A 23,759-nucleotide genomic window follows, 5' to 3' on the forward strand; every position below is an offset into this window, starting at 1 on the left:
CCCCATGTCGCTCAGCTATCTCGAGACATCGCTTGACCGGATCGACGCCGCCGCCCGCGACGATGTCATCGAGATCTGCATCAACCCCGACGGGACCTGTTGGGGTGAGTTCCAGGGCGACCATTTCATGCGCCCACTGGATCAAAGGCTGACAGCCGTTCAGGTCAGGGACCTCGGCAACCAGATCGCCTCCTCCGCCAATACGACGATGAGCAAGGACCGCCCCATCGTGTCGGTCTCGATCACCTACAAGGGCCGCCCGATCCGCGCGCAGGTCATCACCCCGCCCGCCGTGCTCTCGGCCATGTCGATCAGCCTGCGGTTCTTCTCGAGCTTGCCGCTCGAGGGCATCGCACTCGTCTTTCTCTACGGCAAGGAACGCAAGCTCGAAGACCTGCGCGTCGAAAAGAAGCGCGCCCTGCGCGCCGTCGTGGCCGCGGGCGTGATCGATGATGCGCTGGCCTTCTGCGTCGAGAACAAGCTCAACATGATCGTTTCGGGCGGGACCTCCACCGGCAAGACCGTAGCCGCGCGCAAGATCCTCGCCCATGTGCCCGCCGAGGAACGCATCGTCACCATCGAGGAAGCGGCCGAGCTTCTGCCGACCCAGCCCAATGCCGTGACCCTCATCGCCAATCGCGACGCGGAATTCCAATCCGCCGATGTGCTCCTCACCGCGGCGCTGCGCATGCGCCCCGACCGGATCATCCTCGGCGAGGTGCGCGGCAAGGAGGCCATGACCTTCCTCGAGGCGATCAACACCGGCCATGGCGGCTCCATGACCACGCTCCATGCCGAAACCCCGCAACTGGCCGTGCAGCGGCTCGCGATCGCGGCGCTGAAGACCGAGATCCCGATGACCTATGCCGACATGATCCAGTACATCGAGAACTCCATCGACGTGATCATCCAGGCCGGGCGCCACGATGGCCGGCGCGGCATCACCGAATTCTACCTGCCCGGCGCAGATCAGAGAGGACAGCCCGATGAAGACCTATGAATACGACATCCTGTCTTTCCCCATGACCCGCAAAACGAGCCTTGCCGACATGCGGACCAACCTGAACCAGAAGGGTGCGGAAGGGTGGGAGGTGGTCTCGGTCAGCACCTCGGAATTTGCCAATGTCGGGCACACTGTCTTCTTGAAGCGGGAAGCGACATCCCTTGGAGCTGCAACATGAGGCAAGTGCCGCGCCCCCTTGCCCTGACCGCGCTGGCCCTCTCGCTAAGCCTGACCGCTGCCCACGCTGGTGCCGAGCGCAACGTGGCGCCTTCCCTTGAGCGCAGCTTCGACATTTGCCCCGACCGGCCTGCCGAGCCTGTCTGGATGCAGGAGATCCCGGTCCGCCAAGTCTACCATCGCGTACTGGTCCAGGACATCTACCGCGCCCAGAACCTCGAACGGATCGTCGAGACCGGCAGCTGCGACTGCGCGACCCGCTTCCCCTCCTGGGAGGCGGCCGAGGGCGTGTTTCAGGAGCGATACGCCAGCGACGAGCGATGGGAGATGCTGCAAGCATCGGAAGGCTACAACCGCCGCGCCAATTCCGCCCGCCCGGAAGCCCAGGCGATCTGCGAAGCCGCGGGCAATTGGTAAGGCGGCCCCCCGATGAGCATCGTCACCTACTTCGTCGAGACCTCTCAAACTTACCTCGACAGCGCGGCCGAGACCCAGTTCGGATCCGTGGCGGCAACGGTCGGGACGCTCCTCGTGGTCGCGACAACGCTCGTGGTGCTCCTCGTCTTCATCAACATGATCTTCCAATACCGGGCCATGGATGGCCGCACGGCCTTCTGGCTTGCGGTCAAGATCGGGCTCATCGGGATATTCGCGACCAACTGGGTGCAGTTCAACGCCTTCTCCTCTGCCATCCTCTCCGGGATCGACAGCATCGCAGGAGCGCTTGTCGCTTCGGTCGGGGGCGGCAGTCCGGGTCCTTCCGGCACCTTCGCCGAAGAATTCGACCGGTTGATCGCGGAGCTCGGCGCCTACCTGAATGCCGCCGGGTCCGAGCTGAACTGGATGGCCGGTGCCATGCTTGACATCGTCGGTGTGCTTCTGCTCTCGATCCTAGGCGGGCTCGCGGCATTCATCCTCGTCGCCTCGCGGCTGATGATCGCGCTCCTGATCGGGATCGCCCCGGTGATGATCTTCCTGACACTGTTCGAGGTGACCAAGGATTACTTCGCGCGCTGGCTCTCCGCCCTCATCTCCTTTGCGATCTACCCGATCGTGATCGCGGGGGTCTTCGCGACGATCACCGGGGTGTCTTCGGCGCTCATCGCCGAGTTGGGCGATCCAGAAGGGGCATCCAACATCGGTGCCCTCCTGCCCTTCTTCATGATGGTCCTGATGGCGAAAGGCTTCATCATCGCGACGCCCTTCATCGTCCGGGCGATTTCCGGCAACATCATGATGCCCGCCCTTTCCGGGGGCTTGGGCGGCACCTTCAGCTTCGCCCGCGCCGCCCTGGGCAGCCAGCAAGCCTACAACCGTTACCAGGTCGGCGGTGCTAGCGGTGCGGAGTACGCAGCCCTTAGAGCGAGACAGTTCTTCGGGGTTCAGCAGATGCCGTTGAGGCAGGGCGTGGGGCAGTCGGGTTCCGCAAGCGGCGCAGGGTCCACAGACACCGGGTCAAAAATGTTGGCGCAACTGGAGAGACTGGCGCGGCTTGGGCGACGGTGACGGCACATAGTCACTGTCCAACAATGGTCATGAATTCTTCAGCTGAATTGCGGGCTTAGAAAATGCAGTAACTCGAATGCCAACAAATACTGCAAGATAGAATCAAGTCGATTGAGTCATCCAAGAAGCTGGGGCACTTCTTCTACTACGCATCCATGAGACTGCTATGTCGACAGAAGCAGTTCGTGCATTCTTCCAACTTCAGAGACTGCTTCGTCAAACTGGTCGCGTCGCAAAACGGCGTACTTTTCGTTTGAAAGAACAATAAGGTTCGTGCCTTCAGGGATGATTGCCTCCGGCACCGCTTGGGTTGAAATCGTTCCCAGAATGAGCTGCTGTCCATCAAGAGTCTTGGAGAAAATGAACTTGAAAATTGCATCCAAGTTATTCGAGTCTTGTTCTTGCTGCTGCGGCGAGTCGATGACCAGCGGGCAGACTTTGGTGTCGCCAAATTTCTTCAGCGTGTGCAACAGCGAAAAGTACTGAGCTAGTAGAGCGCGAGGAAGATCACTGCCTAGTGCGTTGTTCTTGATCACTCTAGTTGGTTCCGCATAATCACTCTCTTCCAAAACGAACACGTTCAAAAGGCTCAAGTATTCCTTCATACGCGACTGGTAGTATTCGATGATTTCCTTTTTTTTCTTCGAGTCGAGCTTCAGGTCATTCTTCAAACCGTCAATCAGTTTCTGAACGTCCTCGATTAACTCATCTTTCGCAGCAATGTCAGCCTTGAGAGAGACGACCATTTCCTTGTTGCCCTCAGCGGCGACAATGTCGCGCAAGCTAACCTCAGATTTTTTTCTATTTAGCAGCAATTCCATTTCGTGGGCCTGGTCGCCAACTAACCGATACTCACGCTCTGCAGCATCAAGTTTTTCTGAAGCCTCAATGCGAGCTTTCTGGCGCTGATCCAGAATTCCTAGGCAATAGTCCACGTCGTCTAGTAGCCCAAACCTCTCCTGAAAGGAATTTTCGAACTCTGTTCCGCATGTAGGACAGCCGACGACGTCGGGCGTCTCAAGGCTTGCAGCATACTCGTAGTCAGCAGACAGTTCGGCTATCGATCGACGCAAAATCGCAATATCAGTATCAATTGCATTTCGTTCATTGCGTAAATCTTTCACCTTGGAAAGAGCGTCCTGTTGCCGCGCCCTCTGTAGATTGAAGGAGTCAACCAACTGATCCAGTTCCTCCTTAAAAGCCACAGGATCAAGGTTGATTTGGATTTGTGCAGAGCGCTTTAGAAACGTGTCTAGCGCGGTCGACAGAACGTTTTTATCTGCTTGGTGCGCCGACTTCTTCTCCAAGAATTCCATCTCTTATTTTCTGGCGTCGTAGTAGCTCTGTGGACGTATCCCCAGATGATATTCAATCATATTCTTTCTATAAGAAGAGAACTGCTGAAGACCGCTAAACGACTCCCAACTCTTGGTCCAGCCAGCATCCTGATCCACGTAAAACGGTAGAAAATAGAAAGCCGGTCCAGCTCGCCCTAACTTGCCGTCTGCACTCTTCTCCAGTTCAACATTGAAATTAAATTGATCGCAGAAAAAATCAGCGATGCCGCCCTCAGTTGAGATGCCACTATGCTTTGAAATTAAGCCCTTCTGGGCATCAAAGACACCAAAGTGTTTTCCATCCCTGATAATAAAATATGTTGTCTCATTCAGTGCGATCTCCGAGCAGTAGAACACACTGGCTCGCTTCCAGCGAGTATTGCTCATTTGAGGTGCGTCGGCACCAATCGAGTGGTAGAGCGACTTAATCAGGGTTGATTTACCAACATCATTCTCCCCCGTCAGAATGTTGGTCCCGCTGTGAAAGCTCACCATTCTCGCGGCTTTCTCGAGCTTTGATACTATCCAGAGCTTTTTGAATACCAAGCCTGTCATCGTCACGACCTTTTCTCAGGTTTCTAATTAGTCTATGGAAGCTAAATTTCTTCATTGAACACGATCACGGCGAACGCCAAAAAATAGAATTTCTCACTATAGAGCGACAATCCATCCGTAATCTCAGCCACTTTTGAGAAAGCACTACTAAGAAAATCCGGAAGCGTCTGTGGCGCTTCGGAGTGAAATAAAAGTTCGAGACGCTGCTTTAGCAGCTCTGCGTCCCCATTTGTCGGATTGGTGTAGTCAGAAACTGCATTGGATATCTTCTTTCCCATCTTCATTAGGTCAATGGCAGTCCATCCGGCATCTTTCAACTCCGCATTTATGAGCGACATCTCGGGGGCGCGAGTTCTATTGTTTGCGGCCCATTGAATGGTGTCGGTCAATAATTTCCGGCTTACACATTTCTTCTTCTTGAGATCGCTCGTTGAGGAAATGTTTTCGGATTCGACATTATTCTTGCGATTGATCTCGTCTTGCACCAGCCTGGTCCAAGCATGCATGTTCACGCCGTGGCCCTCTCCAAGCTCCATCTTAAACAACTCTGACACTTCACCCATCAAGAAACTATGCATGGCGTCTAGCGAGACACCCGTCGTAATGAAATGTATGTTTTTTAATCTGGCTTCATCAAAATGGCTGAGCTCCTCAGCCATCTTTTCCTTAATTTGATTAACTTCTCTTTCTTTTAGGTCGGCGGCGCAAGAATTGCTGCCACAGAACGAAAACGGCACGTTAGAAACAAGAATTGTTCTGACCTCGTGTCCTGCGCCGATACCGTCAAAGTTCTCGTACATTTTTCCGAGAATTGAAGGCTTTCTCCCTTCCGGAGATTTTTCACGCGCTAAATAGAACCCCAAGGTGATATGCGACGACGATTTCTTTGTTTTCACTTGGCAAAAATCGACATTCTGCGGGTTTTCCTCCGGCTCTAGGAAGACCACGTCGTCGTGGTATTCGAAAGCAACCAGATAGTCGGCACCTTCCAGATGCCTCTTAATCATTTCGCAGAACGCCCAGTTTTTTTGATAGTCAAATCGTAAGCTAGTGTCAGCCCCAGCGGTTTCGCGCTGCGGTTTCTTCAACATTTCTTCCAAAAGCTGCTGTGACACTCGCAAACACCTATTGCCAAACCCAAGATGCCCCGAACACCTTAGAGTTGTTGGGCGAAGAAGCAAATCGAAATCACATCCAGTGTGGCGAGGAGTCTTGGGCTACGAAGTGGCCCCACAGAATGTTGAGGTCGTCCACGGTTGTGGCGAAGATCAGCTTTCGCCATCCCTCTCTCGCAACATCGCTTCCATCTCGTCCAAGCCATCGACCGCTGAGCGCATCTGCGCCTCATCAACCTCACTCACGGCATCAGCATCCGCTACCTCGCTCCCGAAATCCATCACCATCTGGCGCTGCTCCTCCGCTACGACGGATTGAACGACGGGCACGGTCTTTCTTGGGACGACGTGGGCCTGCCCTGACGGCCGACCGCCAGCAGTCTCGCCTGCCCTCTCAACATCGGCTTCAGCTCCGCGGGACCCGCTCGCCGGCGGAGTCATCGGCATGGCGCGCACGCTCAGCGGGAGGTTGCCCTGCGGCCCGCCACTCCCGGGCTTCGGAAACGGCAACACCCCGGTCTGCGCCGCGTGGATCGCCTTGAAGAGCCGGTCGTCGAAATACTGGATCCGCTTCGCCCGGACGGGCATTTGCGCATCGATCACCATGACGATCTCGTCGAGCGGCAAGCGACGGGCCTCATCTTCAGGCAGCAGAGAGCTTTCCTCGGTCCGGGTGGACTGGCTGCGGCCCTCGAAGGGGTTCTTGCCGATGGACTGGGACCGCGTGACCACGGTCTTCGTGGTCTTGCCGACCGCCTTGCTCAGCTCCTCGACCGTCTTCTCATCCGATGGCGTCAGGTAGAGCTTCACGCCGGCATTGCCCTGCAGGGCACGGCGGGTGTTCTCGCCATAGATTTCGTCGAGGGCGGGGATGGTCTGGGTGACGATGGCCAGATGACCGCGATAGGTGCGCAGGGTCTCGATGCTCTCGACCACGATGGGCATTTTTCCGAGACGGTTGAACTCGTCGAGCATGATCATCACGGGCCAAGGCTCGTCGGGCCCGGGGTCCTTCTCCTGCATGGCCGAGAGCAGATCGGAGAAGAAGAGCCGGATCAGCGGCGCGAGCGGCTTCACCATCAGCGGCTGGACCACGAGGTAGACCGAAAAGGGCTTCTTGCGGATCGTTCGGAAGTCAAAGTCCGAGACCGCTGTCGCCTCGTCGATCGCCGGGTTCTGCCATTGATCGAGCCCCGAGGTCATCAGGAGCGAGACGTAAGAGGTCAGCGTGTCGTTGTTGGTAGAGGCCAGCCGGGTGAAGATCAACTTGGCGGCCCTGTTGTCGACCTCGTGGCCCCGCGCGAAATACTCCTTCTGCTTGTTCCCGCCCGAGGCGGCGATGCGGTAGATCTCGCCCAGGGTCGGGCGCTTGCGCTGAAAGGCCAAAAGCCCCGCCGCCACGAAGAGATCGATCCCGCCCTTGAGGAGGCCCTGAACCCGGTCGTTGTCGCTTTGCAGGAAGAGCGTCGCGAGGAGCTGCAATTCCATCTGCTGGCGCGCGGCGTCCTTCAGCTCGAAGATGCGCAGGAGCGGGTTGTAGCGATGCGTCCGCATGCCCTCCCAATCGGTGGGGGCAAAGCGATAGACCTTGTCGCCCTGGGCGGCGCGGTGCCGCGCCGTGGCCTCGAAACACTCCCCCTTCACATCGAGCGTCACCACGGAGCCTTGCCAGGTGAGCAGGTTCGGGATGACGAACCCCGAGGTCTTGCCGCGGCCCGTGGGCGCCACGATCAGCGCATGGGGGAAGACCTTCGAGCAGATGTAGTTGGCGCGGGACCCCGGTGGCCCGAGCTTGCCGAGGATGAACCCGGTGCCAGGCGCCCCGAAGAACCCGTTGGCCTTCATCTCGCGGGCAGACTGCCAATGGGTCTGGCCAAAGCGCGTGAGGGCCGATCCCGAGAGGGCGAGGCTCAGCATCAGGCCTGCGGCCGCAAAGCCGCCGATGATGAGGTGAATGAGCTGGGCATCCTCGGGGCGCTGATCCAGCAATGAGGCGTAGTTCTGCGCGATATAGGCGAAGTCGATCTCGGCCCCGAAGCCGAGATCCTGATAGGTCAGCACGGCCGAGGCGATGGCGTAGCCCATGGCCGCAGTCACCAGCGTCACCAGAAACGCACCCGTGGCGATCCGTGCCTTGCCCATCGCGGCGCTCAATGGACCTGGCCCCGCTCGGTCTCGCCGTCCACGTCCGTTGCGCGGTGCCGTTCGTACTCGGTGTCGGCCAGATCATCGACCACCTGGCGCAGGGCATCGGTATTGGCCGTCGCGGCATCGGACTGCAGATAGACCTTGGCGACATAGAGCCGGTCGAGGCGGTCCTTGAGCACCTTGTCCAGCGCATCCGCATCGCCGGATGCGAGACGGTCGAGTTGGCGGTCATCCAGCACCCGCGCGATCTCCTCCCGGAAGGCCTGCCGATCGGCGTCGGTCTGGAAGGGGGCGGACAACTCCCCACCCCGCTCATGCTCCAGCACGCTTCGGATATTTTGCGGGATGTCGACTTTCGGGGCGCTATTCGCCACATTGTTGGATGGGCCGATGTCGCGGGTAGAGGGTGCATCGGTGGCGAGACTATCTCGCGTCTCGTTGGCCAACCGGACAGCGTTGATCGCCCGCGTGTCATGTGCCTCGACGATAGAGGCGTAGGTGGCGCCGAGCCCCCGGGCAAGGTGATCGGGCATATCCGGATAACGGCTCCGGAATTCATCCGCCACAGCCTCCGCGATCTGGGTTCGGGAGCCGCGCGTCGCCATGATCGCGTCCACGTCCTTCGTGATGGCCGCGGCGCGCAGATCATCCGTGATCTCCTCCCGGTAAGGCTGCGTCCGGTCGATCACATCGCCGGGCTTTGCCAGCAGTTCCGGATGCTGCGCGAGATACTCCCGCTGCTCGAGCTCAATCCGGCGTTCCGCCCGATTGGTGACCTCCCAGTCCCGCGCCTCGATCTGATCGACGCTGAGACCCTCAGACCGCATGTCGGCCCGGATCGTCGCCTCCATGCTGCGGACCGCCTCGGGATGATAGTGGAACCTCTCCGCGGTGGTTTCGTCTTCCATGACACCGTCCTTCACCAGCACGCCTTCCCGTTCGAGCAGGGTCCCAAGCTTCACATGCGCGTCGTTCAGGATGTCCCGTGCGGTCTCGAGATCGGCGCGGCGCTCGAGGTTGAGATCCCGCGCCTCGGCCACCTTGGAGAGATCGGCGGCGATCCATTGATGCTCCAGCGCCGCGTTCGGGGCCCCCGCCTGGATCCGCGCCACGACCTCGGAGGTGCTGATCCCGGTTCCGCGCAGGGCGGTATCGATCTGCGAGCGCAGGCGCGGCTCACCCAGGCGATCCAACTCGCTCTTCCGGATGTTGGCCTCCGAATAGACGCCACCGTCCGAGGGCTGCTCGATCAACGAATTCGAGCGCAGCCCGAGCGGTTGCATGTGCTGGACCTGCCTCTGGATCGCGTTGAGGCTCTTCTCGAAGGCGGGCCGGTCCGCATCGGGTTTCTCGGCGATCATACGCTGAACCCGCCCGAGCTTCTCGGCATAGAGGCTTCTCAGATCCTCGAACGACTGCTCTTCAGCCATGTAGATGTCTCCTGCTCGCTCCACCTGCCCGCCCCGGGCCAGCACCTCGCCCGCCCGGAAGAGCGCATCGGCGATGTCCTCGCGGGCCTCGCGGGAGGCCTCCACCGCAAGCGCGTGGTAGATGGTTCTGGTATTGGCGATCTCGGCCAGCGTCCGCGTCAGGTCCTCCCCCACGCGGTCGCGCTCGCGGGGCGCTCGGCCCTCGTCCTTGGCGGCGTAGACCTCGCTTGTGCGGGCCGGGTAATGCACGACCCCGCGATCCACCCGTCGCGTGGCCTCCAGACGCACATCGTACTTCTCTGCCTCCTCGACCATGGCGAGGCGGAAATCGTCATAGTTGAAGCGATGGTTGCGCCCGAGGAAGAAGAACTCGCCTTCCTGCGAGCGGCGGTTCAGCACCAGATGCGCATGGGGGTGATCGCGATCCTCATGCACCGCGATGATGTAGTCGAAATGCCCCGCGTCGGTCTGGAAGAACCGCTCGGCCACATCCGTCGCGATGTCGCGCACATCCTCGCCCCGCGTGCCGATGGGGAAGGACATGAGCATATGGGTGGTCTGGCCCAGCTTGGGCTTGAAGCCCGCATCCCACCGCTTGGCGAAGCGCTCGGTCAGGTCCTTGATGTCGCCCGCCTCGAGCTTTGCCTTCCCGTCGAGGAAGCCGCTACTGTCCACGATATGGGTGGACTTGGTGGTGAGGTAATCGAGCTGGCTCATCAGCTGCGACTTGGTATGCGTGCCGCCGCTCCGGATCGCCTTGAAGACCGCCGGCCGGTGCCCCGCCGCCGCGCGCATGAGTTGGGTCTGCTTGGATACGTGCAGCCCTTGCATCGAGCCACGCACGCGGCTCCAGCCATCCCGGAAGACCTCGCCCGTGACGGCATGGACGGCATCATTCAGCCGCATGCGCAAACTCCCGCAGCGCGGCCGTGGCCTCGAGCTGCATCGCCGTGCGACGACGTCTGATCGCCAAATCGATCTCGTCGGCGGCATCGAGGATGAACCGCGCCAGCCCGCGCATCTGCGCAAGCCGCAGTTCCGAAAATTCCGGGCCAGCCCCCTGCCCTTGCCGGTTGGCCAGCGTCATCTGCTTGGCGATCTGCGCAACCCCATTACCGACCTCGTGCAGCGAGGCGCGGGTGCGCGCCATCTCGGCCGCCAACTGGGCGTCCGGAACGAACACCCCACCTGCCGCCTGGATCAGCCGTCGCAGGCCCTCGGCCCGGCTCTCGATCCCGGCGGAGGCCAGCACCGCATCAAGGGCTGCAAGCTCTGCAGTGGTCACCTTCACACTGACGGCGGAGACCGGGATCGCGGCATCTGCCTGGCGCTCGGCATCGGCTTTCAGGACGTAGCGCACGGCCCGAGCCGTCACCCCGAACTGCGTCGCCAGATCGGTCGTCGACACACCCTCCGCGGCCTCGCGGACGATCTGCATCTTCTCCATCTCTGTCAGGCGTTTTGCTCGGGACATGCGGAAGAAAGACCCCCTATTTCCTGCCACCTTCCACCAAGGCTGCCCCCACCTTACGTTTGTATAAATGATGGGTCAACAATATACTTGCGTAAGGTGGGGGCAGCCTTGGTGTCCGTTTCCCACGAGGCCCGCAGGGACGCGGGGCTCTCGCCTCTCTCACAAGGACGGCCCGCTCTTCGGTCCGCCCCCCGTGCCCTTGAGGGACGAACGCGGTCGTGGCTCGTGTGAGTTATAGAAAAGGGTTCTATCGCTCATGCGCCGGAACCGGACGCACGCCGCCTGGCCGGAGTCCAGCAATGACCGCGCAGCCGGCGACCCTCTCGAGCGGCGGTTCCTCCCGACGCCCGGCGAGATCCTCGGCACCGTCCGCGATGGGACTGGCGACGCGGGCGACCGCCTGCGTATCGACAGCCCGGGATCTGCGGGATCTCGTCGAGATGGCAGCGCTGAGCAGAACTGGTGCGCGGCAGCATCCGGGGTACGGGCTACGGCTGTCGGCCACATGCCTACGGGAAGGTGCGGGTCGCTGATGTGGAGCCAGCGTGATGGTTCGGTTGATCTCAGCCGTTCGTCTTCGGCATGAAGTCCACGCCTGGCAGCCCTTCGAAATGCGCGTCGCAGGTGAGAAGCGTCGCGCCCCGGGCCCGCGCAGTGGCGAAAATGATCGCATCGGCGGTCGCGAGCTTGTGCGTGCGGCAGGCGTCAGCAGCCGCGAGCGCGATCTCGGTGTCCAGCGGGACAACCTGACAGACCTGGGTAAAGGCGATCACCTGATCCGCCTTGTCTTCGCCGACTTCACGCGTCGTCCACTTCGCAAGTTCCAGCTGAACCATGGTCGGCACCAGCCAGTCGGATTGCTGCGGCAAGCGCTCCGACAGCTCTTCCCCGGTTAGCGATCCGATCAACCATTCGATCCAGGCGGAGGTGTCGACCAACACCATCAGAAACGGTCGGTCCGATCACGATAGTCCGTCGCGGCAGCGCCGCGAGCCAGGCCCTTCAAGGCGTCGCGTTTTGGGACGGGCACCAGCAAAACACCCGTGCCCTTCGGAATGAAGGCAAAGGTGAGACCCGCCTCCCAGTGCTGGGCCGTGCGGATCGCCTTGGGGATCGAAATCTGGAACTTCGACGACAGTGTGGCTGTCTCGGACATTGTCGTACCTTTCCTTGAACGATGCCAAAAACGTAAGAGTGTGTCCCCAGAGAGTCAAGCCAGCGTTGCTGACGGGACGCGCTCCTGAAGCAGCGCGCGACTGCCGTGACGGGACTGCCTTCCCCGAGGAAAGAGTAAGGGGGCTCACGCCCCCTTCTCGAACTTCATGACCGGGATGCCGAGCTTCTTGGCCTTGTCGGCGAGGTTCTCCTGGATGCCATTGCCCGGGAAGACGAGTACGCCCACTGGCAGGACGTCCAGCATGGCGTCGTTGCGCTTGAAGGGGGCGGCCTTGGCGTGCTTGGTCCAGTCCGGCTTGAAGGCCACCTGCGTCACGCCCCTCGCCTCGGCCCATTTGGCGGCGATGAGCTCTGCGCCCTTCGGGCTGCCACCATGCAGAAGGACCATGTCGGGATACTTGGTCCGGACCTGATCGAGCTTGCCCCAGATCAGGCGGTGATCGTTGAAGTCGGTTCCGCCGGTGAGGGCGACCTTGGGTCCTGCGGGGAGCATCACCTCGGTCTCTGCGCGGCGCTTGGCAGCCAGGAAGTCGCGGCTGTCGATCAGCGCTGCGGTCATGTGCTGGCGGTTCACCATCGAGCCGGTGCGAGGCCGCCAGGTCGATCCCGTGTGATGGACGAACTCGGTGGCGGCGTGATCTCGCATCATGTCCATGCAGTTGCGTCGTTCGATCAGCGTCAGGCCTTCGGCCGTCAGGCGCTCGAGTTCGGTGGATTTCACCTCGGAGCCGTCTTGCTCACGCTGGAGGCGGCGCTGCGCCTGCTCGTTCTCGTCGAGCGACCGCTCGATCCGGGCCGTGGCGCGGTGGAAGAGGTTGACCTGGCCCCAGAGCACCTCTTCGAGGTCGGGTTCCATCCGGGTGTCTTCCAGGGTCGCGACGAGGGCATCGAAGATGTCGGCGACGGCGACCGCGAGGCGCTGCCCATCGGGCATCGGGCGCGGATCGGGCTCGTCAAAGGGGCGGTAGCCGTAGAGCTGCAGCTCATCGAGCGCATGGGCGGTCTGGGATGCAGTGTGGGCGGGTTCATACGCGTCGTCGTGGGTGTGGATCGTCATCGGTTTCTTGCCTCCGGGCCTGTCTCGTCCGCGCGTCATCCCGCGCGGCCTTCATGGGCTGCGAAAGCCGTCACGGGGGCCGCCCCTTCACCCCGCCTTCGGGGCCGGAACGCATGTGGAGGAGGACGGGGGGCGGCTGATTTGTCTCGCGATGCAAAGGCGGGGCTCGCCCCCGCCGGCGGAAATCAGTCGCCCCCCGTCCTTGAAGGGGCGGCACCTTTGACGGCCGCCTGCCCATCTCTTGAAGGCCGTGTGGGTGACGGGTGGATGAGATTGCCCGCGAATAGGCAAAGCGGCGATCCACGGCCACGACAGGGATCCGTGACCCCTGCCCCGGTATTCCAGACCGCCCCCTGCGCGATGCAGGTCAGCCTGACAGGCGATGCCGATCCCCTGGCCCGAACTGACCTGCCAGATGTTGGCGCAGCGCCTCCTTGCCGGTCGCCCGAAGATCATCATTGAAATCCCCGAGCCGCGGTTCCAGCACATGGCAACCAATGCCGACCTCGGTTGCTCTGGCTCTCAACCTCTCTGCCGCGCGTTGGCCAGCGGGATCGCGGTCGATGGCGATGTAGAGGCGCTGCACCCCCTCCGGCAGCAGGACCGCCCCGAGGTGTCCCGACGAGAGCGCCGCCCAGACGGGCAGGCCGGGCATGGCCTCGATAAGGGACAGCATGGTCTCGATGCCCTCGCCAACCACGAGGATGTCGTCATGCGGGGTCAGCCTGACGGCATTGCCGAGGAGGTGACCCATGGCACGCCGCTGCGTCACGACGGCCGCCTTTCCCTGTCCGTCAGGGGCGAGCCAGGTGCGGTGCGCGCCCTGCAAGCCCCCTGCCCCATCGGTGACCGCGGCGATCAGCGCCGGTCTCGGGATGCTCCGGGTCTGGCCCTCATCCCGATGCCAGCACTTAGGGTGGAAGCGCAGCGCGCTCATCGTGCCGCCGTGGGTGAGGCCCCGGGAGCGGAGGTAGGTGTCGGCAAGCGTGCCTGCGATCGGCACGGAGGCTGCAAACAACCGCGCCGCCGCCGCTGGTGTGTCACCGGGGGCTTTGGCCTTCTTGGGCGCCGGTGCATCCGGGATGACCGGCTGCGGACGGCCCAGATGCGCCCGGGCCTCGGCCAGAAGATCGGGAAAGCGGGAGATCCCGGTCCTCTCGCGGATGATGTCGAGAAGATCGCCATGCTCGCCCGTGGCGGCGTCGGTGAACTTGCCGGCCGCGCCCGGCCCGGACGCGGACCCGGTCAGCCGCACGAAGAGCGACCGGCCGGGGTTGTTCTGCAGATCGCCCACAATCCAGTAGGACCCTTCCCGCCGTCCGGCGGGAAGGTAGGCACGACACACGCTCTCTGCATTTTCCGCCAAAGCGATGATCACATCTTCGGTCTCGGAATACATGGCTCAACAACCTTTGCGTGCATGGAGTCCCGTCACAGGACAACGCGCGATCAGGCGATCCAGCACGGCGATGCCGGTAGGGTCGGTCGGGCAGAAGAGGCGCAGCTTCCAGCTGATGATCTCCGAGAAGAAGCCATCGGCCTTGAGCCGGTCCTTGGCGGCTTCCGTGAAGCCGGAGAGCTCGATCCGATTCACGCCCATGACGCGGGAGCGGTGGAGCTCCATGCTCTCGGCCAGTCGCACGACGGTCTTGCCCTCCAGAACGAGGGCATGGACCTGCGCTGCAGAGAGCTTCGGCGCGTCGTCTGCCAGCGTGGTCGCGACCCAGGTGGGCGAGACCCGGCGACCGATGATGCGCTGACCGTCATCGGTTTGCAGCCGATAGACGCGGGTTTCGTCCTGGGGGAGCTGCTTCCAGATCGGCAGCAGGAGCCCCGACACGATGTGCAGGGTGGACTCGCTGAACTCCGGCACCTCGGCCAGTTCCGCGGTCCAGGCGGCGGTGAAGGCCGCACGGTCGGCCTCGAGCCAGTGAGTATCGTCCATGATCTTCGCCGGGACCGTGCTGGACTCGGTCGGACGGATCAGCCGCAAGCGGGGCTCGATGGTGCCATCGTCCAACATCAGGCTGGTGGCGGGCACCTGCACGGCAGCCCGACCCGAGCGGCTGTTGACCAGCAGGCGTGCCTTTGGGTCGTCGAGCCAGTCAAGCGCATCCGCGAGCGCAGTCGGCGTGTTGCGCCGCTTCTCCGCGATGGTGAGGAGCTGGGTTTCCGCGCCGGAGCCGGGATGCGTGTAGATGACGCGTGCATCCGCGACGCGGAAGCTCTCGGCGCGGAGCGTCTCGAGCCCGAGGTCATAAACCCCGGCGGCAATAGCCCCCTCGATCCGCGCATCGAGAAGCTCTTCAAAAGCTGAGAAGAGCACGGCCTGCATGTCGATCGTCAGCGCCAGAAGGCGATTGAGGAAGGTCGTGATCGGCGGTAGGTCGTCTTTAAGGCCGTTGTCATCGGTCAGGCTGAGACCGGTGGCATCCTCGAAGGCCCCGAGCGAGCAACCAACGACATCGCCGCGATAGAGGCGCCGGTAGAGCTGGCGCAGGGCGTCGCGGGCGTAAGGCGACTCGAGGTTGTCCTCGGGCCGGAACAGCCCCTGCCCGCCGGTCTGGCGCTGGCCGCGGGTAATGGCGCCGAGCGTGTCTAGGCGGCGCGCGATGGTCGAGAGAAACCGCTTTTCTGCTTTCACATCGGTGGCGACGGGGCGGAAGAGCGGCGGCTGCGCCTGATTGGTGCGGTTGGTGCGCCCGAGGCCCTGTATGGCCGCGTCCGCCTTCCAGCCGGGTTCCAGAAGGTAGTGGACCCGCAAGCGCTGGTTCTTCGCCCCGAGATCAGCGTGATAGCTGCGCCCCGTGCCGCCAGCATCCGAGAAGATCAGGATGCGCTTCTGGTCATCCATGAAGGCGGCGGTTTCCGCGAGGTTGGCAGATCCGGCCCGGCTTTCGACAACGAGGCGGGCCGCTGAACCTTCGCCCTTCCTCACGATCCGGCGTGACCGACCCGTCACTTCGGCCACAAGGTCGGTGCCAAAGCGCTGGACGATCTGATCCAGCGCGCCGGGCACTGGCGGAAGCGAGGCCAGATGCTCGATCAGCGCGTCGCGCCTGCGCGCGGCCTCGCGGCATTCCACCGGCTGGCCATCGCGCGTGACAGGCCGCGAGGAGAGGTTGCCTTCGCTATCGGTGAAGGGCTCGTAGAGTTGCACCGGGAAGGAGTGCTGCAAATAATCCAGGCAGCTCTCTCTTGGCGTGATGTCCACCCGCACATCGTTCCATTCATCCGTAGGGATGTCCGACAGGCGGCGTTCTATCAGCGCCTCGCCGGTCGAGACGATCTGGATGACAGCCGCACGGCCTGCGGCCAGATCGGCCTCGATGCTGGAGATCAAGGTAGGGGTTTTCATCGAGGTGAGCAGATGGCCGAAGAAACGCTGCTTGGCAGACTCGAAAGCCGAGCGGGCAGCGGATTTGGCCTGGCGGTTCAGAGTACCAGACTCTCCGGTGATGTTCGCAGCCTCCATGGCGGCCGCGAGGTTGTTGTGGATGATGGCGAAGGCCCCGGCATAGGCATCGTAGATGCCGCGCTGCTCGGGGGTCAGCGCGTGCTCCAGCATTTCATATTCGACACCGTCATAGGAAAGCGACCGGGCGGTGTAGAGGCCAAGGGACCGCAGATCGCGCGCGAGGACCTCCATCGCAGCCACGCCGCCGGCCTCTATGGCCTGAACGAACTCAGCTCGGGTGGCAAAGGGAAAGTCCTCCCCGCCCCAAAGCCCGAGGCGTTGCGCATAGGCGAGATTGTGGACCGTCGTGGCCCCTGTGGCCGAGACATAGACCACGCGGGCATTCGGCAGCTTGTGCTGGAGCCGCAGGCCCGCCCTGCCCTGCTGTGAGGCTTCCGTGTCACCGCGCTCGCCCTTGGACCCAGCGGCATTGGCCATGGCATGGCTTTCATCGAACAGGATCACCCCGTCGAAATCCGCCCCCAGCCAGTCAACGATCTGGTCGACGCGGGATTTCTTGGCGCCCCGCTCTTCGGAGCGCAGGGTGGCGTAGGTGGTGAAGAGGATGCCCTCAGAAAGCGGGATGTCGCGCCCCTGCGCGAAGCGCGAGAGTGGGGTCACTAGCAGGCGCTCCTGGCCGAGTGCTGACCAGTCGCGCTGCGCATCCTCCAGTAACTTGTCGCTCTTCGAAATCCAGAGCGCCTTGCGGCGGCCCTGGCACCAGTTGTCGAGCAGGATCCCGGCCGACTGGCGGCCCTTGCCCGCCCCGGTACCGTCGCCAAGGAAGAAGCCGCGGCGGAAGCGGATGGCGTCTGCAGAATCGTCGGGCGCGGCCGAGACCATGTCGCCGGTCTCATCGACGGTCCAGAAGCCGGCGAGATGCGCGCCATGCGCCTCACCCGCGTAGATCACAGTCTCGAGCTGCGCGTCGGAGAGCAGGCCGTCGCGCAGGACGGCGGTAGGGAGTTTCGGGCGGTAGGTGGGTTTGGGGGGCACAACGGACGCCATGGCCGCCGACTGCACCAGCTTGGTCGGGTGCGGTGCGGCGCCGGGGATGTCGATGGCCTGCAGGCGGAAGGTCTCGTAGATCGCGTCTGAAATGCGCGCGGCGCCGTGGGCCTCCGCCGTCTCGCGCAGCGTGTAGGCGAGGTCTTCGGCATCTGGCGCGGAGACATTCGCCGCGATGCTGGCTGACGGCGCTGCACGCGGTTTCCCAGCCGCGTAGCCAGACGCACGGGCAGGAGCTCCCGGGAAGGGGGCTCGGGTTCGAGCGACATCACCCGCATCCAACGCGAGGCGCGGAGGGACCTCGGCCACAATCTGGGCGAGGAGTTGCGCCACATCCGGCGTGATGGAGCGTGCCAGATCAGCGGTGCTGCCACCCCGCTCCCCGCCACGGCACTTGTCGAAGACCGAGATCCGGGTCTCGAAGCTGGTGCCATGCTTTGCGAAGGCTGCCCCCGACACGGCGCCGGTGAAGACCAGATGGGCACTCTCGGTCAGGCGGCCGAAGGTCTCGGACCAGGCGGGCGCATCAGGTGCGAAGCTTGCGCCGGTGATCGCGACCAATCTCCCGCCGGGAGCAAGGCGCGCAAGCGCCGAGCGCAGATGCCGGGCCGTCGCCTCGGTCGTCCGCCCATCGACATTGGCCACGGCCGAGAAGGGCGGGTTCATCAGGATGACGCTCGGGCGTAGCCCCACGTCCAGATGATCGTCGATCTGCGCGGCGTCAAAACGGGTGACCGGGCACCCCGAAAAAAGGAGACGCAGAAGATCGGCGCGGGTCTCGGCCAATTCGTTCAGAACGAGGCTACCGCCCGCGATCTCAGCGAGTATCGCGATGAGTCCGGTCCCGGCCGAAGGTTCGAGGACCAGGTCACGCGGAGTGATCTGCGCCGCCGCCAGCGCCGCCAGCCCCATGGGCAACGGTGTCGAGAATTGCTGGAACCGCTCCATCTCCTCCGAGCGCCGGGTATGCGTCGGCAAGAGGCCTGCCACCTTGGCGACGAGCGGCAAGAGTGTTGCGGGCGAGCCCGCCCGGGCCAGCAGCGCGCGGCCGAATTTCCGCAGGAAGAGGACGAGCGCCACCTCGCCAGCCTCATAGGCCAGCTTCCAGTCCCAGGCGCCATCGGCATCGGAGCCGCCAAAGGCGCGCTCCATCTCCAGCCGCAGACGCAGTGCGTCGATCTGGAAGCCCTGGGCGAGATCGGGCTGTAGGGCTTCGGCGACGGCAAGGATCGCGGGCGCGGGAGCGCGAGATGGGACAGGAACGGGAGGCGCAACAGGCGCGAGATAGGTCATCGGAAAGCTCCGGAATGAGGGACAGGATCAGGCCCGGACGCCCTCTCTCGGGCACCCTCAGGCCTGATCTTCCCCCGCCCATCTCTTCCTCTCGAACCGACGCGTCCCAGAGGCTCGGCTTGATTTTGTTCCCTCTATGTTCTATATTGAGAACCAAGCCAGCAAGGGAGTTTCCCGATGGACAGCACCACATACACCCTGCCCGCGACGCCCAAGCAGATCGCCTATGCACGATCACTCGCCCTGCGCAACAAGACCCTCCTGCCCTGGGAGGTTCAGCAGGATCGCCGGTCGTTGAGCGCCTGGATCGAGGCGCAGGCCCAGTTGAAACCGGTGTCGGACATGGACCGGCTGCCGACCTCGAAGCAGGTGGCCTTCGCGGAAAAGCTTGCTCGGATCAAGCGCCGTGCCGTCCCGGACGAGTGCTTCCGCGACAAGGGGCTGATGTCGAAATGGATCGACGGGAACAAGTAACCCCCGCCTCCCTTCTCGCGCCAAGGACTGTTGCCCGCATGGGGGGAGACTACATAGGTAGGCTCCAGTCCGCAGGACCAAGGCCTAGTCCCAGCGGCACGCCGGGAGGTGCCCGCATCGGCCTTCAGCAGCCATCGCAAATCTGTAGCCGTCCCTCATCCCCGCGTATTCAGATCTTCCGTCAATTGGGGCTACCCTCAGTTCTTTGGAAATTCTGACTTTGGAGTGTCCGCAACGCTGAAGTGTTGCTTCCGTCAAAGAAATCCATGGTGCTCTCTTTGAAAATATGTCACTTTAGGTATCATGGACGCCGCAAGGTCACAGAATCTGAAGAAACTGCTCGATGCCGTGCCCGCCGGGTATCTGGTCGATGCCGCGTGGCTCGTCTCCCAAGGCATCGCCTATGAGAGCTTCCGTGACTACGTGAAGCGCGGCTGGCTGGACCGTATCACCCGAGGCGTCTTCCGCCGTCCGCTCCCCAGCACCGTAGCCACGCCGACATCGAACAGCATCGACTGGAAGACCTGTATCCGTTCCACACAGCATATCATGGGTCATGACCTGCATGTCGGCGGCACCACGGCACTCGGCGAACAGGGGCATGCCCATTATCTGCGCCTCGGCGATAGCGCTCCTGTCTGGGTGTATGGGGACAGTATCCCCAATTGGCTGGCGAAACTACCGACGGATGCCCAGATCAGAATCCGCCCCCGTTCCTTGTTTGCCGACCCGAAACTGGGCTTGATCGAGGGCAAAACGACCGGCCAGCCGTGGGACTGGGGTCTCACGATGTCGACGCCGGAGCGCGCGATCCTGGAGGCCATGGACGAACTACCTGACCATGAAAGCTTCCACACTCTCGACATGGTCTTCGAGAGCCTGACGACCCTGCGCCCAAGACTGCTGTCCGACCTCCTCCAGACTTGCCGCAAGATCAAGGTCAAGCGCCTGTTCTTCGTTTTCTCCGACCGCCACGACCATCCTTGGCGCAAGCGGATCGACCCGCAGGCATTTGATCTCGGTAGCGGCGACCGGGCCCTGGTTCAGGGCGGGAAGATCCACCCCCGCTATCGGATCATGGTGCCGAAAGATTTCGTGAAACCGGAGGTCGGCAGTGGCGCGTGAGACCTATGAAGCCCAAGTTGCGCTCCTCGTGCGCGTCCTGCCCCATGTCGCAGGCGAAAGCGTCTTCGCGCTCAAGGGCGGGACGGCGATCAACCTCTTTTACCGGGACCTGCCGCGGCTGTCGGTCGATATCGACCTGACCTACCTGCCAATCAAAGACCGCGCCGAGAGCCTGGACGAGATCAATGCCGCGATGGATCGCATCGCGGCCGCCATCGAGACCAGCATTCGTGGCGCGAAATCTCAGCGCATCCAGGGGGGCGGCGGGGGAGCAACGCGACTTCTGGCGCGCCTCGGGCATGCCGAAATCAAGATCGAGACCTCGCCCGTCACCCGTGGCGTCGTCCACGACCCGGAGATCCGGACCGTCTCTGCAGCTGTGGAAGATGCCTATGGCTATGCCGAAATGCAGATCGTCTCGTTCGAGGACCTGTTCGCAGGCAAACTGCACGCCGCCTTGGACAGGCAGCATCCCCGGGATCTCTACGACGTCACGCTCCTCTACGAAAACGAAGGCCTGACGCAGGACCTTTTCCAGACATTCCTGATCTATGTCGCCAGTTCGCCGCGCCCGGCGCATGAGCTTCTCGATCCGAACCTGATCGATCTCGGGCAACCCTACGCGCGGGAATTCGAGGGCATGACCAGAACCCCTGTCCCCCTCGATACGCTTCTGGCGACGCGCCTGAGGCTGATCGCCGACGCGCAATCGCGCCTCGACGACAAGGCGAGGCAGTTCCTGCTGACACTCCAAGACGGGGAGCCTGACTTTGCGGCCATCGACCGATCGCGGGCAGCTCACCTGCCGGCCGTGCAGTGGAAGCTCCTCAACCTGAACAAGCTGAAGCGCGACAACCCCGCAAAGCACGCAGCGCAGCGCGACGCCCTGTTGAAGCTTCTGGGCTGAACCGTGCACCGCACCGTCGCGAGGCGGGTGAGCATTGGCCCCTTGGGTCGACTGTCTTGAATTTGCCTCCCGCCTGGGGATGGGCACGAGGCAAAGCGCTGAAGCGCACTGACGCCTCAGCCATGGACCATCTCTCCGACCAATCGTGCCAGCCAAGTCGGAAACTGCGGCGCAGCGGACACGAGTTCAATCTTTGCCGTCTCCGTGAGCTTGGATCGCAGAATTTGCAGGGCCTTGGGAGCCTCATCCGGCCCGAGCCATGCCAGCGCACGGACGGCCTGGCCTGAGGTCTTGCTCCCAAGGGCCAGCTGCCAGCGCGGCGCATGACGCAGTTCGACCGCTTGCCGGCCAAGGTTCAGCACACGGCTTCGACCGGAAGTAAGATAAACCGACTTGACCGGCACCTGTGTCGTGAGGCCCAGAGCGTTTGCCGCAGCAGCACCGCTCGGGACGATCGTCTCGCCCCGCTGCACAGCGAGCGCTTCAATCGCCTGTTCAGCCGACGGACTGCGCGGACCATAGCGTGTCTGGATGGGGCGCATGTAGATGCCGCGTCCTGCGCGGATCAACTCGCCGCGCGCGGCCAGACGCGACAGCGTCTGATCGACCGCCGCGCGCGAGCCGAGGTGCAGGAGCCCCTTCGCTGCCAAGGGCACCCCCTCCGGCAACGTCGTCGCGACATTCATAATGCTCTCGGCCATGCGCTCCATGATCGCTCCTTTGTCAGAAAGATACTCAGTTTTCTGACAGTATTCAACCGTGCGCTCTCACCCGAACCGCCGCCCGGCTTCGGTGAAGGTGTACTCGTTGACGATGATCCCCTCCTCGATTGCCTCATCCGAGGTGAGGTGGTCGTATTCAGCCTGAAGCTGGCGGTAGAGCCAGCGGGCGAGATCACGCAGCGCCTCGGTCACGATCTCCTCCGCGTCCTCGGTCGGCGGTTGCCAGGTCGGGCTGTCGCGGGTGACGTCCACTGACATGGTGTATTCGTGGTAGTAGCGGCCACGGTGGCTGGCCTCAGCGGCGAGCTGGTAGAAGTTCCGCCGCTGGATGGCCTGCAGCCGGTCGGCGATGCCTTTCAGCGTCGCGTCCTGAGGCGCGTAGTCGCGGATGAGCACAGCAGCACCCTTGGCGTGGGACCAATAGCCTTCGAAGCAGGCCCCATCGCCTTGGCTCCAGAACCCGGAGAACCAGATGCAGGGCTTGGCCCGCGTTCCGCCGCCCATCAGGCGGACGGGGGTGGTCTTCAGGCGGATACCAAGGATCTCACAGACCCGCCCGAAATCCTCGTAGACCGCGTCCCACCAATCATCATGGAGGCCGAGCTCGCGATACCAGCTGCGCGCCTTTTCCTTGGCCGCGTCCGAGAGTTCGGGGAACTGGTAGACGGTGGTGCAGATCACCTCAGGCATGTGCGTCCTCCCCGTTCAGCGCGGCGGCGAGCCATTCCTGAGTGCTCGTCCAGCCGATGGACTTGCGGGCACCGAGATCGATGACATGCGCGCCGCCGCCGAAGGCATCGAGGCGCGGTCGGGAGCACGTCAGGGCGTACTCGAACCCCCAGAGACCAGTGAGGTCGACCTCTTCAGCCAGGCGCAGCACAAAGCGGATGACGGCTTCGACATCGCCGTGTTCGTCATCATGGATCCAGAGGGCGCTACCCTCGGGCGCGTCCTGGCGCACGATGTCGAAGCCTGCGATCTCCGGGTCGTCGGCGTCCTGATCGGCTTCGCGCAAGCTCTGGAAAAGGGCGAGCGCGCGGGCAGCTTTGTCGGGGATGCCAACGTCGAGCAGGCACGAGAAATGGGTGAAGTAATCCGCCATGGGGACCTCCTGAATGGGGAAGACCCGGCCAAGAGGCCGGGCGCTGAGTCGGGATAAGGGGGTGGTTGAGAACGATCAGCCGGTGGGCGTTTCGCCCGCCGCCTGTCGCGCGGCATGCGCGCAGAGCATGAGCCGGTAGAAGCGCTTGCGCGCTTCCCGGAAGCCGCGCACGGCGCGCGTGTCGGGGTGGAGTGCCCGGACCGCCGCCCGCAGGACCGCGTAGGGGGACGCCGTCACTGGCAGGCCGAGGCGCTGATAGGCTGGATCGGTCATCTCAGCTGACCTCGACCACGGGCGAGGCGAGATGCGGATCGACCAGCGCCTCAATCCGTGCGCTCCGACCCATCCACGGCTCTGGCCGGATGGCCTTCACCCAGTCGGCGAAACTCGGGATGAAGCCGAGGTCTTCCTTCACATGCTGCTCGCCGACCCAGCGGGTCGGGATGATACGCCCGGTCGAGAGGGTGAGGGTCGGCCCGAAGATCGTCTCGGCCATGAATATGCCCTCGGCATGGTGGCGCAGCGCGCGGTGCCGAAAGTCGGCCGTGATCTCCTTGCTCTGGTCGATTATATGGACAGCATGCCGACGGTGGCGTTTTGCCCTATGCTGGCTGTCATAACCCGCAAAATCGCCGAGGCGCAGATGTTCAAACTGAGAAGCGCCGACAGTGGCGCGACCATTCTTGTGACAGA

The 23,759-nt window shown here is 62.8% G+C and carries 23 protein-coding genes and 1 pseudogene; 8 read left to right on the forward strand and 16 right to left on the reverse strand.

The genetic code is table 11. The features are described from left to right. Positions 1–4 precede the first annotated feature (4 nt). From GL284_RS18415 to GL284_RS18430, 4 genes are read left to right on the forward strand one after another with little or no spacing between them, the layout of a single operon-like run. A complete protein-coding gene (locus GL284_RS18415; RefSeq protein WP_131389983.1) occupies positions 5–1,000 on the forward strand; it encodes an ATPase, T2SS/T4P/T4SS family in 996 nt (331 codons plus the stop codon). Next, complete coding sequence (locus GL284_RS18420; protein ID WP_131389981.1) at positions 987–1,181, forward strand: hypothetical protein; 195 nt, start codon at positions 987–989, stop codon at positions 1,179–1,181. The genes GL284_RS18415 and GL284_RS18420 overlap by 14 nt, the downstream gene beginning before the upstream one ends. Then, entirely contained in the window at positions 1,178–1,597 is a 420-nt protein-coding gene (locus GL284_RS18425) for a hypothetical protein (protein ID WP_131389979.1), read from the forward strand. Before GL284_RS18420 ends, GL284_RS18425 begins: the two co-directional genes overlap by 4 nt. 12 nt (positions 1,598–1,609) lie before the next feature. Further along, on the forward strand, positions 1,610–2,686 hold the full coding sequence (locus GL284_RS18430; RefSeq protein WP_131389977.1) for a TrbL/VirB6 family protein: 1,077 nt from the start codon (positions 1,610–1,612) through the stop codon (positions 2,684–2,686). Positions 2,687–2,850: 164 nt separating this feature from the next. On the opposite strand, the gene GL284_RS18435 is transcribed toward GL284_RS18430, so the two are convergent. The 11 genes from GL284_RS18435 to GL284_RS18485 all read right to left on the reverse strand — a co-directional run bounded on the left by GL284_RS18435 (position 2,851) and on the right by GL284_RS18485 (position 18,736). After that, positions 2,851–4,002, reverse strand: coding sequence for a hypothetical protein (locus GL284_RS18435; RefSeq protein WP_131389975.1), 1,152 nt, complete (start codon positions 4,000–4,002; stop codon positions 2,851–2,853). A 3-nt stretch (positions 4,003–4,005) separates the two neighbouring features. Beyond that, complete coding sequence (locus GL284_RS18440; protein ID WP_155097806.1) at positions 4,006–4,578, reverse strand: P-loop NTPase family protein; 573 nt, start codon at positions 4,576–4,578, stop codon at positions 4,006–4,008. 41 nt (positions 4,579–4,619) lie between these two features. Next, the gene (locus GL284_RS18445; RefSeq protein WP_131389971.1) at positions 4,620–5,693 is read right to left on the reverse strand and encodes a dsDNA nuclease domain-containing protein; all 1,074 of its coding nucleotides are present in this window, start codon (positions 5,691–5,693) and stop codon (positions 4,620–4,622) included. Positions 5,694–5,846: 153 nt separating this feature from the next. Next, positions 5,847–7,835 carry a type IV secretory system conjugative DNA transfer family protein gene (locus tag GL284_RS18450; RefSeq protein ID WP_131390103.1) on the reverse strand — a complete coding sequence of 663 codons (1,989 nt, stop codon included), beginning with the start codon at positions 7,833–7,835 and terminating at the stop codon, positions 5,847–5,849. A gap of 8 nt (positions 7,836–7,843) precedes the next feature. Continuing rightward, a complete protein-coding gene (locus GL284_RS18455; protein ID WP_131389969.1) occupies positions 7,844–10,177 on the reverse strand; it encodes a relaxase/mobilization nuclease domain-containing protein in 2,334 nt (777 codons plus the stop codon). Then, entirely contained in the window at positions 10,164–10,745 is a 582-nt protein-coding gene (locus GL284_RS18460; RefSeq protein WP_131389967.1) for a helix-turn-helix domain-containing protein, read from the reverse strand. The genes GL284_RS18455 and GL284_RS18460 overlap by 14 nt, the downstream gene beginning before the upstream one ends. Before the next feature lie 563 nt (positions 10,746–11,308). Further along, positions 11,309–11,689, reverse strand: a complete 381-nt coding sequence (locus tag GL284_RS18465; protein ID WP_131389965.1) for a type II toxin-antitoxin system VapC family toxin — start codon at positions 11,687–11,689, stop codon at positions 11,309–11,311. Then, positions 11,689–11,901: an AbrB/MazE/SpoVT family DNA-binding domain-containing protein gene (locus tag GL284_RS18470; RefSeq protein ID WP_035714566.1), complete on the reverse strand. Its 213-nt coding sequence runs from the start codon at positions 11,899–11,901 to the stop codon at positions 11,689–11,691. Before GL284_RS18470 ends, GL284_RS18465 begins: the two co-directional genes overlap by 1 nt. A gap of 144 nt (positions 11,902–12,045) precedes the next feature. Then, a complete protein-coding gene (locus GL284_RS18475; protein ID WP_131389963.1) occupies positions 12,046–12,978 on the reverse strand; it encodes a DUF2493 domain-containing protein in 933 nt (310 codons plus the stop codon). 367 nt (positions 12,979–13,345) lie between these two features. Continuing rightward, positions 13,346–14,377 carry a DUF7146 domain-containing protein gene (locus GL284_RS18480; protein ID WP_155045974.1) on the reverse strand — a complete coding sequence of 344 codons (1,032 nt, stop codon included), beginning with the start codon at positions 14,375–14,377 and terminating at the stop codon, positions 13,346–13,348. Between the two features lie 3 nt (positions 14,378–14,380). Continuing rightward, positions 14,381–18,736: a bifunctional class I SAM-dependent methyltransferase/DEAD/DEAH box helicase gene (locus GL284_RS18485; RefSeq protein WP_131389946.1), complete on the reverse strand. Its 4,356-nt coding sequence runs from the start codon at positions 18,734–18,736 to the stop codon at positions 14,381–14,383. A 177-nt stretch (positions 18,737–18,913) separates the two neighbouring features. On the opposite strand from GL284_RS18485, the gene GL284_RS18490 reads away from it, so the two are divergent. From GL284_RS18490 to GL284_RS18500, 3 genes are all read left to right on the forward strand, one after another. Next, positions 18,914–19,210, forward strand: a complete 297-nt coding sequence (locus tag GL284_RS18490; protein WP_131389944.1) for a hypothetical protein — start codon at positions 18,914–18,916, stop codon at positions 19,208–19,210. Between the two features lie 303 nt (positions 19,211–19,513). After that, entirely contained in the window at positions 19,514–20,335 is an 822-nt protein-coding gene (locus GL284_RS18495; protein WP_131389942.1) for a type IV toxin-antitoxin system AbiEi family antitoxin, read from the forward strand. Then, positions 20,325–21,242 (forward strand): nucleotidyl transferase AbiEii/AbiGii toxin family protein, encoded by a 918-nt coding sequence (locus GL284_RS18500; protein WP_131389940.1) that lies wholly within the window; start codon positions 20,325–20,327, stop codon positions 21,240–21,242. Before GL284_RS18495 ends, GL284_RS18500 begins: the two co-directional genes overlap by 11 nt. A gap of 116 nt (positions 21,243–21,358) precedes the next feature. Here GL284_RS18500 and GL284_RS18505 read toward each other — a convergent pair whose 3' ends face one another. The 5 genes and pseudogenes from GL284_RS18505 to GL284_RS18525 form a co-directional block, all read right to left on the reverse strand. Beyond that, a complete protein-coding gene (locus GL284_RS18505; protein ID WP_131389938.1) occupies positions 21,359–21,952 on the reverse strand; it encodes a DUF6088 family protein in 594 nt (197 codons plus the stop codon). A gap of 57 nt (positions 21,953–22,009) precedes the next feature. Further along, complete coding sequence (locus tag GL284_RS18510) at positions 22,010–22,654, reverse strand: antitoxin of toxin-antitoxin stability system (RefSeq protein WP_131389936.1); 645 nt, start codon at positions 22,652–22,654, stop codon at positions 22,010–22,012. Beyond that, positions 22,647–23,066: a hypothetical protein gene (locus GL284_RS18515; protein WP_131389934.1), complete on the reverse strand. Its 420-nt coding sequence runs from the start codon at positions 23,064–23,066 to the stop codon at positions 22,647–22,649. The genes GL284_RS18510 and GL284_RS18515 overlap by 8 nt, the downstream gene beginning before the upstream one ends. Positions 23,067–23,141: 75 nt before the next feature. Next, the gene (locus tag GL284_RS18520; protein ID WP_131389932.1) at positions 23,142–23,339 is read right to left on the reverse strand and encodes a hypothetical protein; all 198 of its coding nucleotides are present in this window, start codon (positions 23,337–23,339) and stop codon (positions 23,142–23,144) included. Position 23,340: 1 nt separating this feature from the next. Next, a pseudogene (locus GL284_RS18525) lies at positions 23,341–23,646 on the reverse strand (DUF6915 family protein); the annotation flags it as partial. Here GL284_RS18525 and GL284_RS21630 point away from each other — a divergent pair. Then, a partial coding sequence (locus GL284_RS21630; protein WP_230383174.1) for a hypothetical protein occupies positions 23,578–23,759 on the forward strand: 182 nt, incomplete at its 3' end. The pseudogene GL284_RS18525 and the gene GL284_RS21630 sit on opposite strands and share 69 nt — an antisense overlap.

Origin of the sequence: Paracoccus shanxieyensis (genome assembly GCF_009711265.1) — a bacterium.
GTDB lineage: Bacteria > Pseudomonadota > Alphaproteobacteria > Rhodobacterales > Rhodobacteraceae > Paracoccus > Paracoccus shanxieyensis.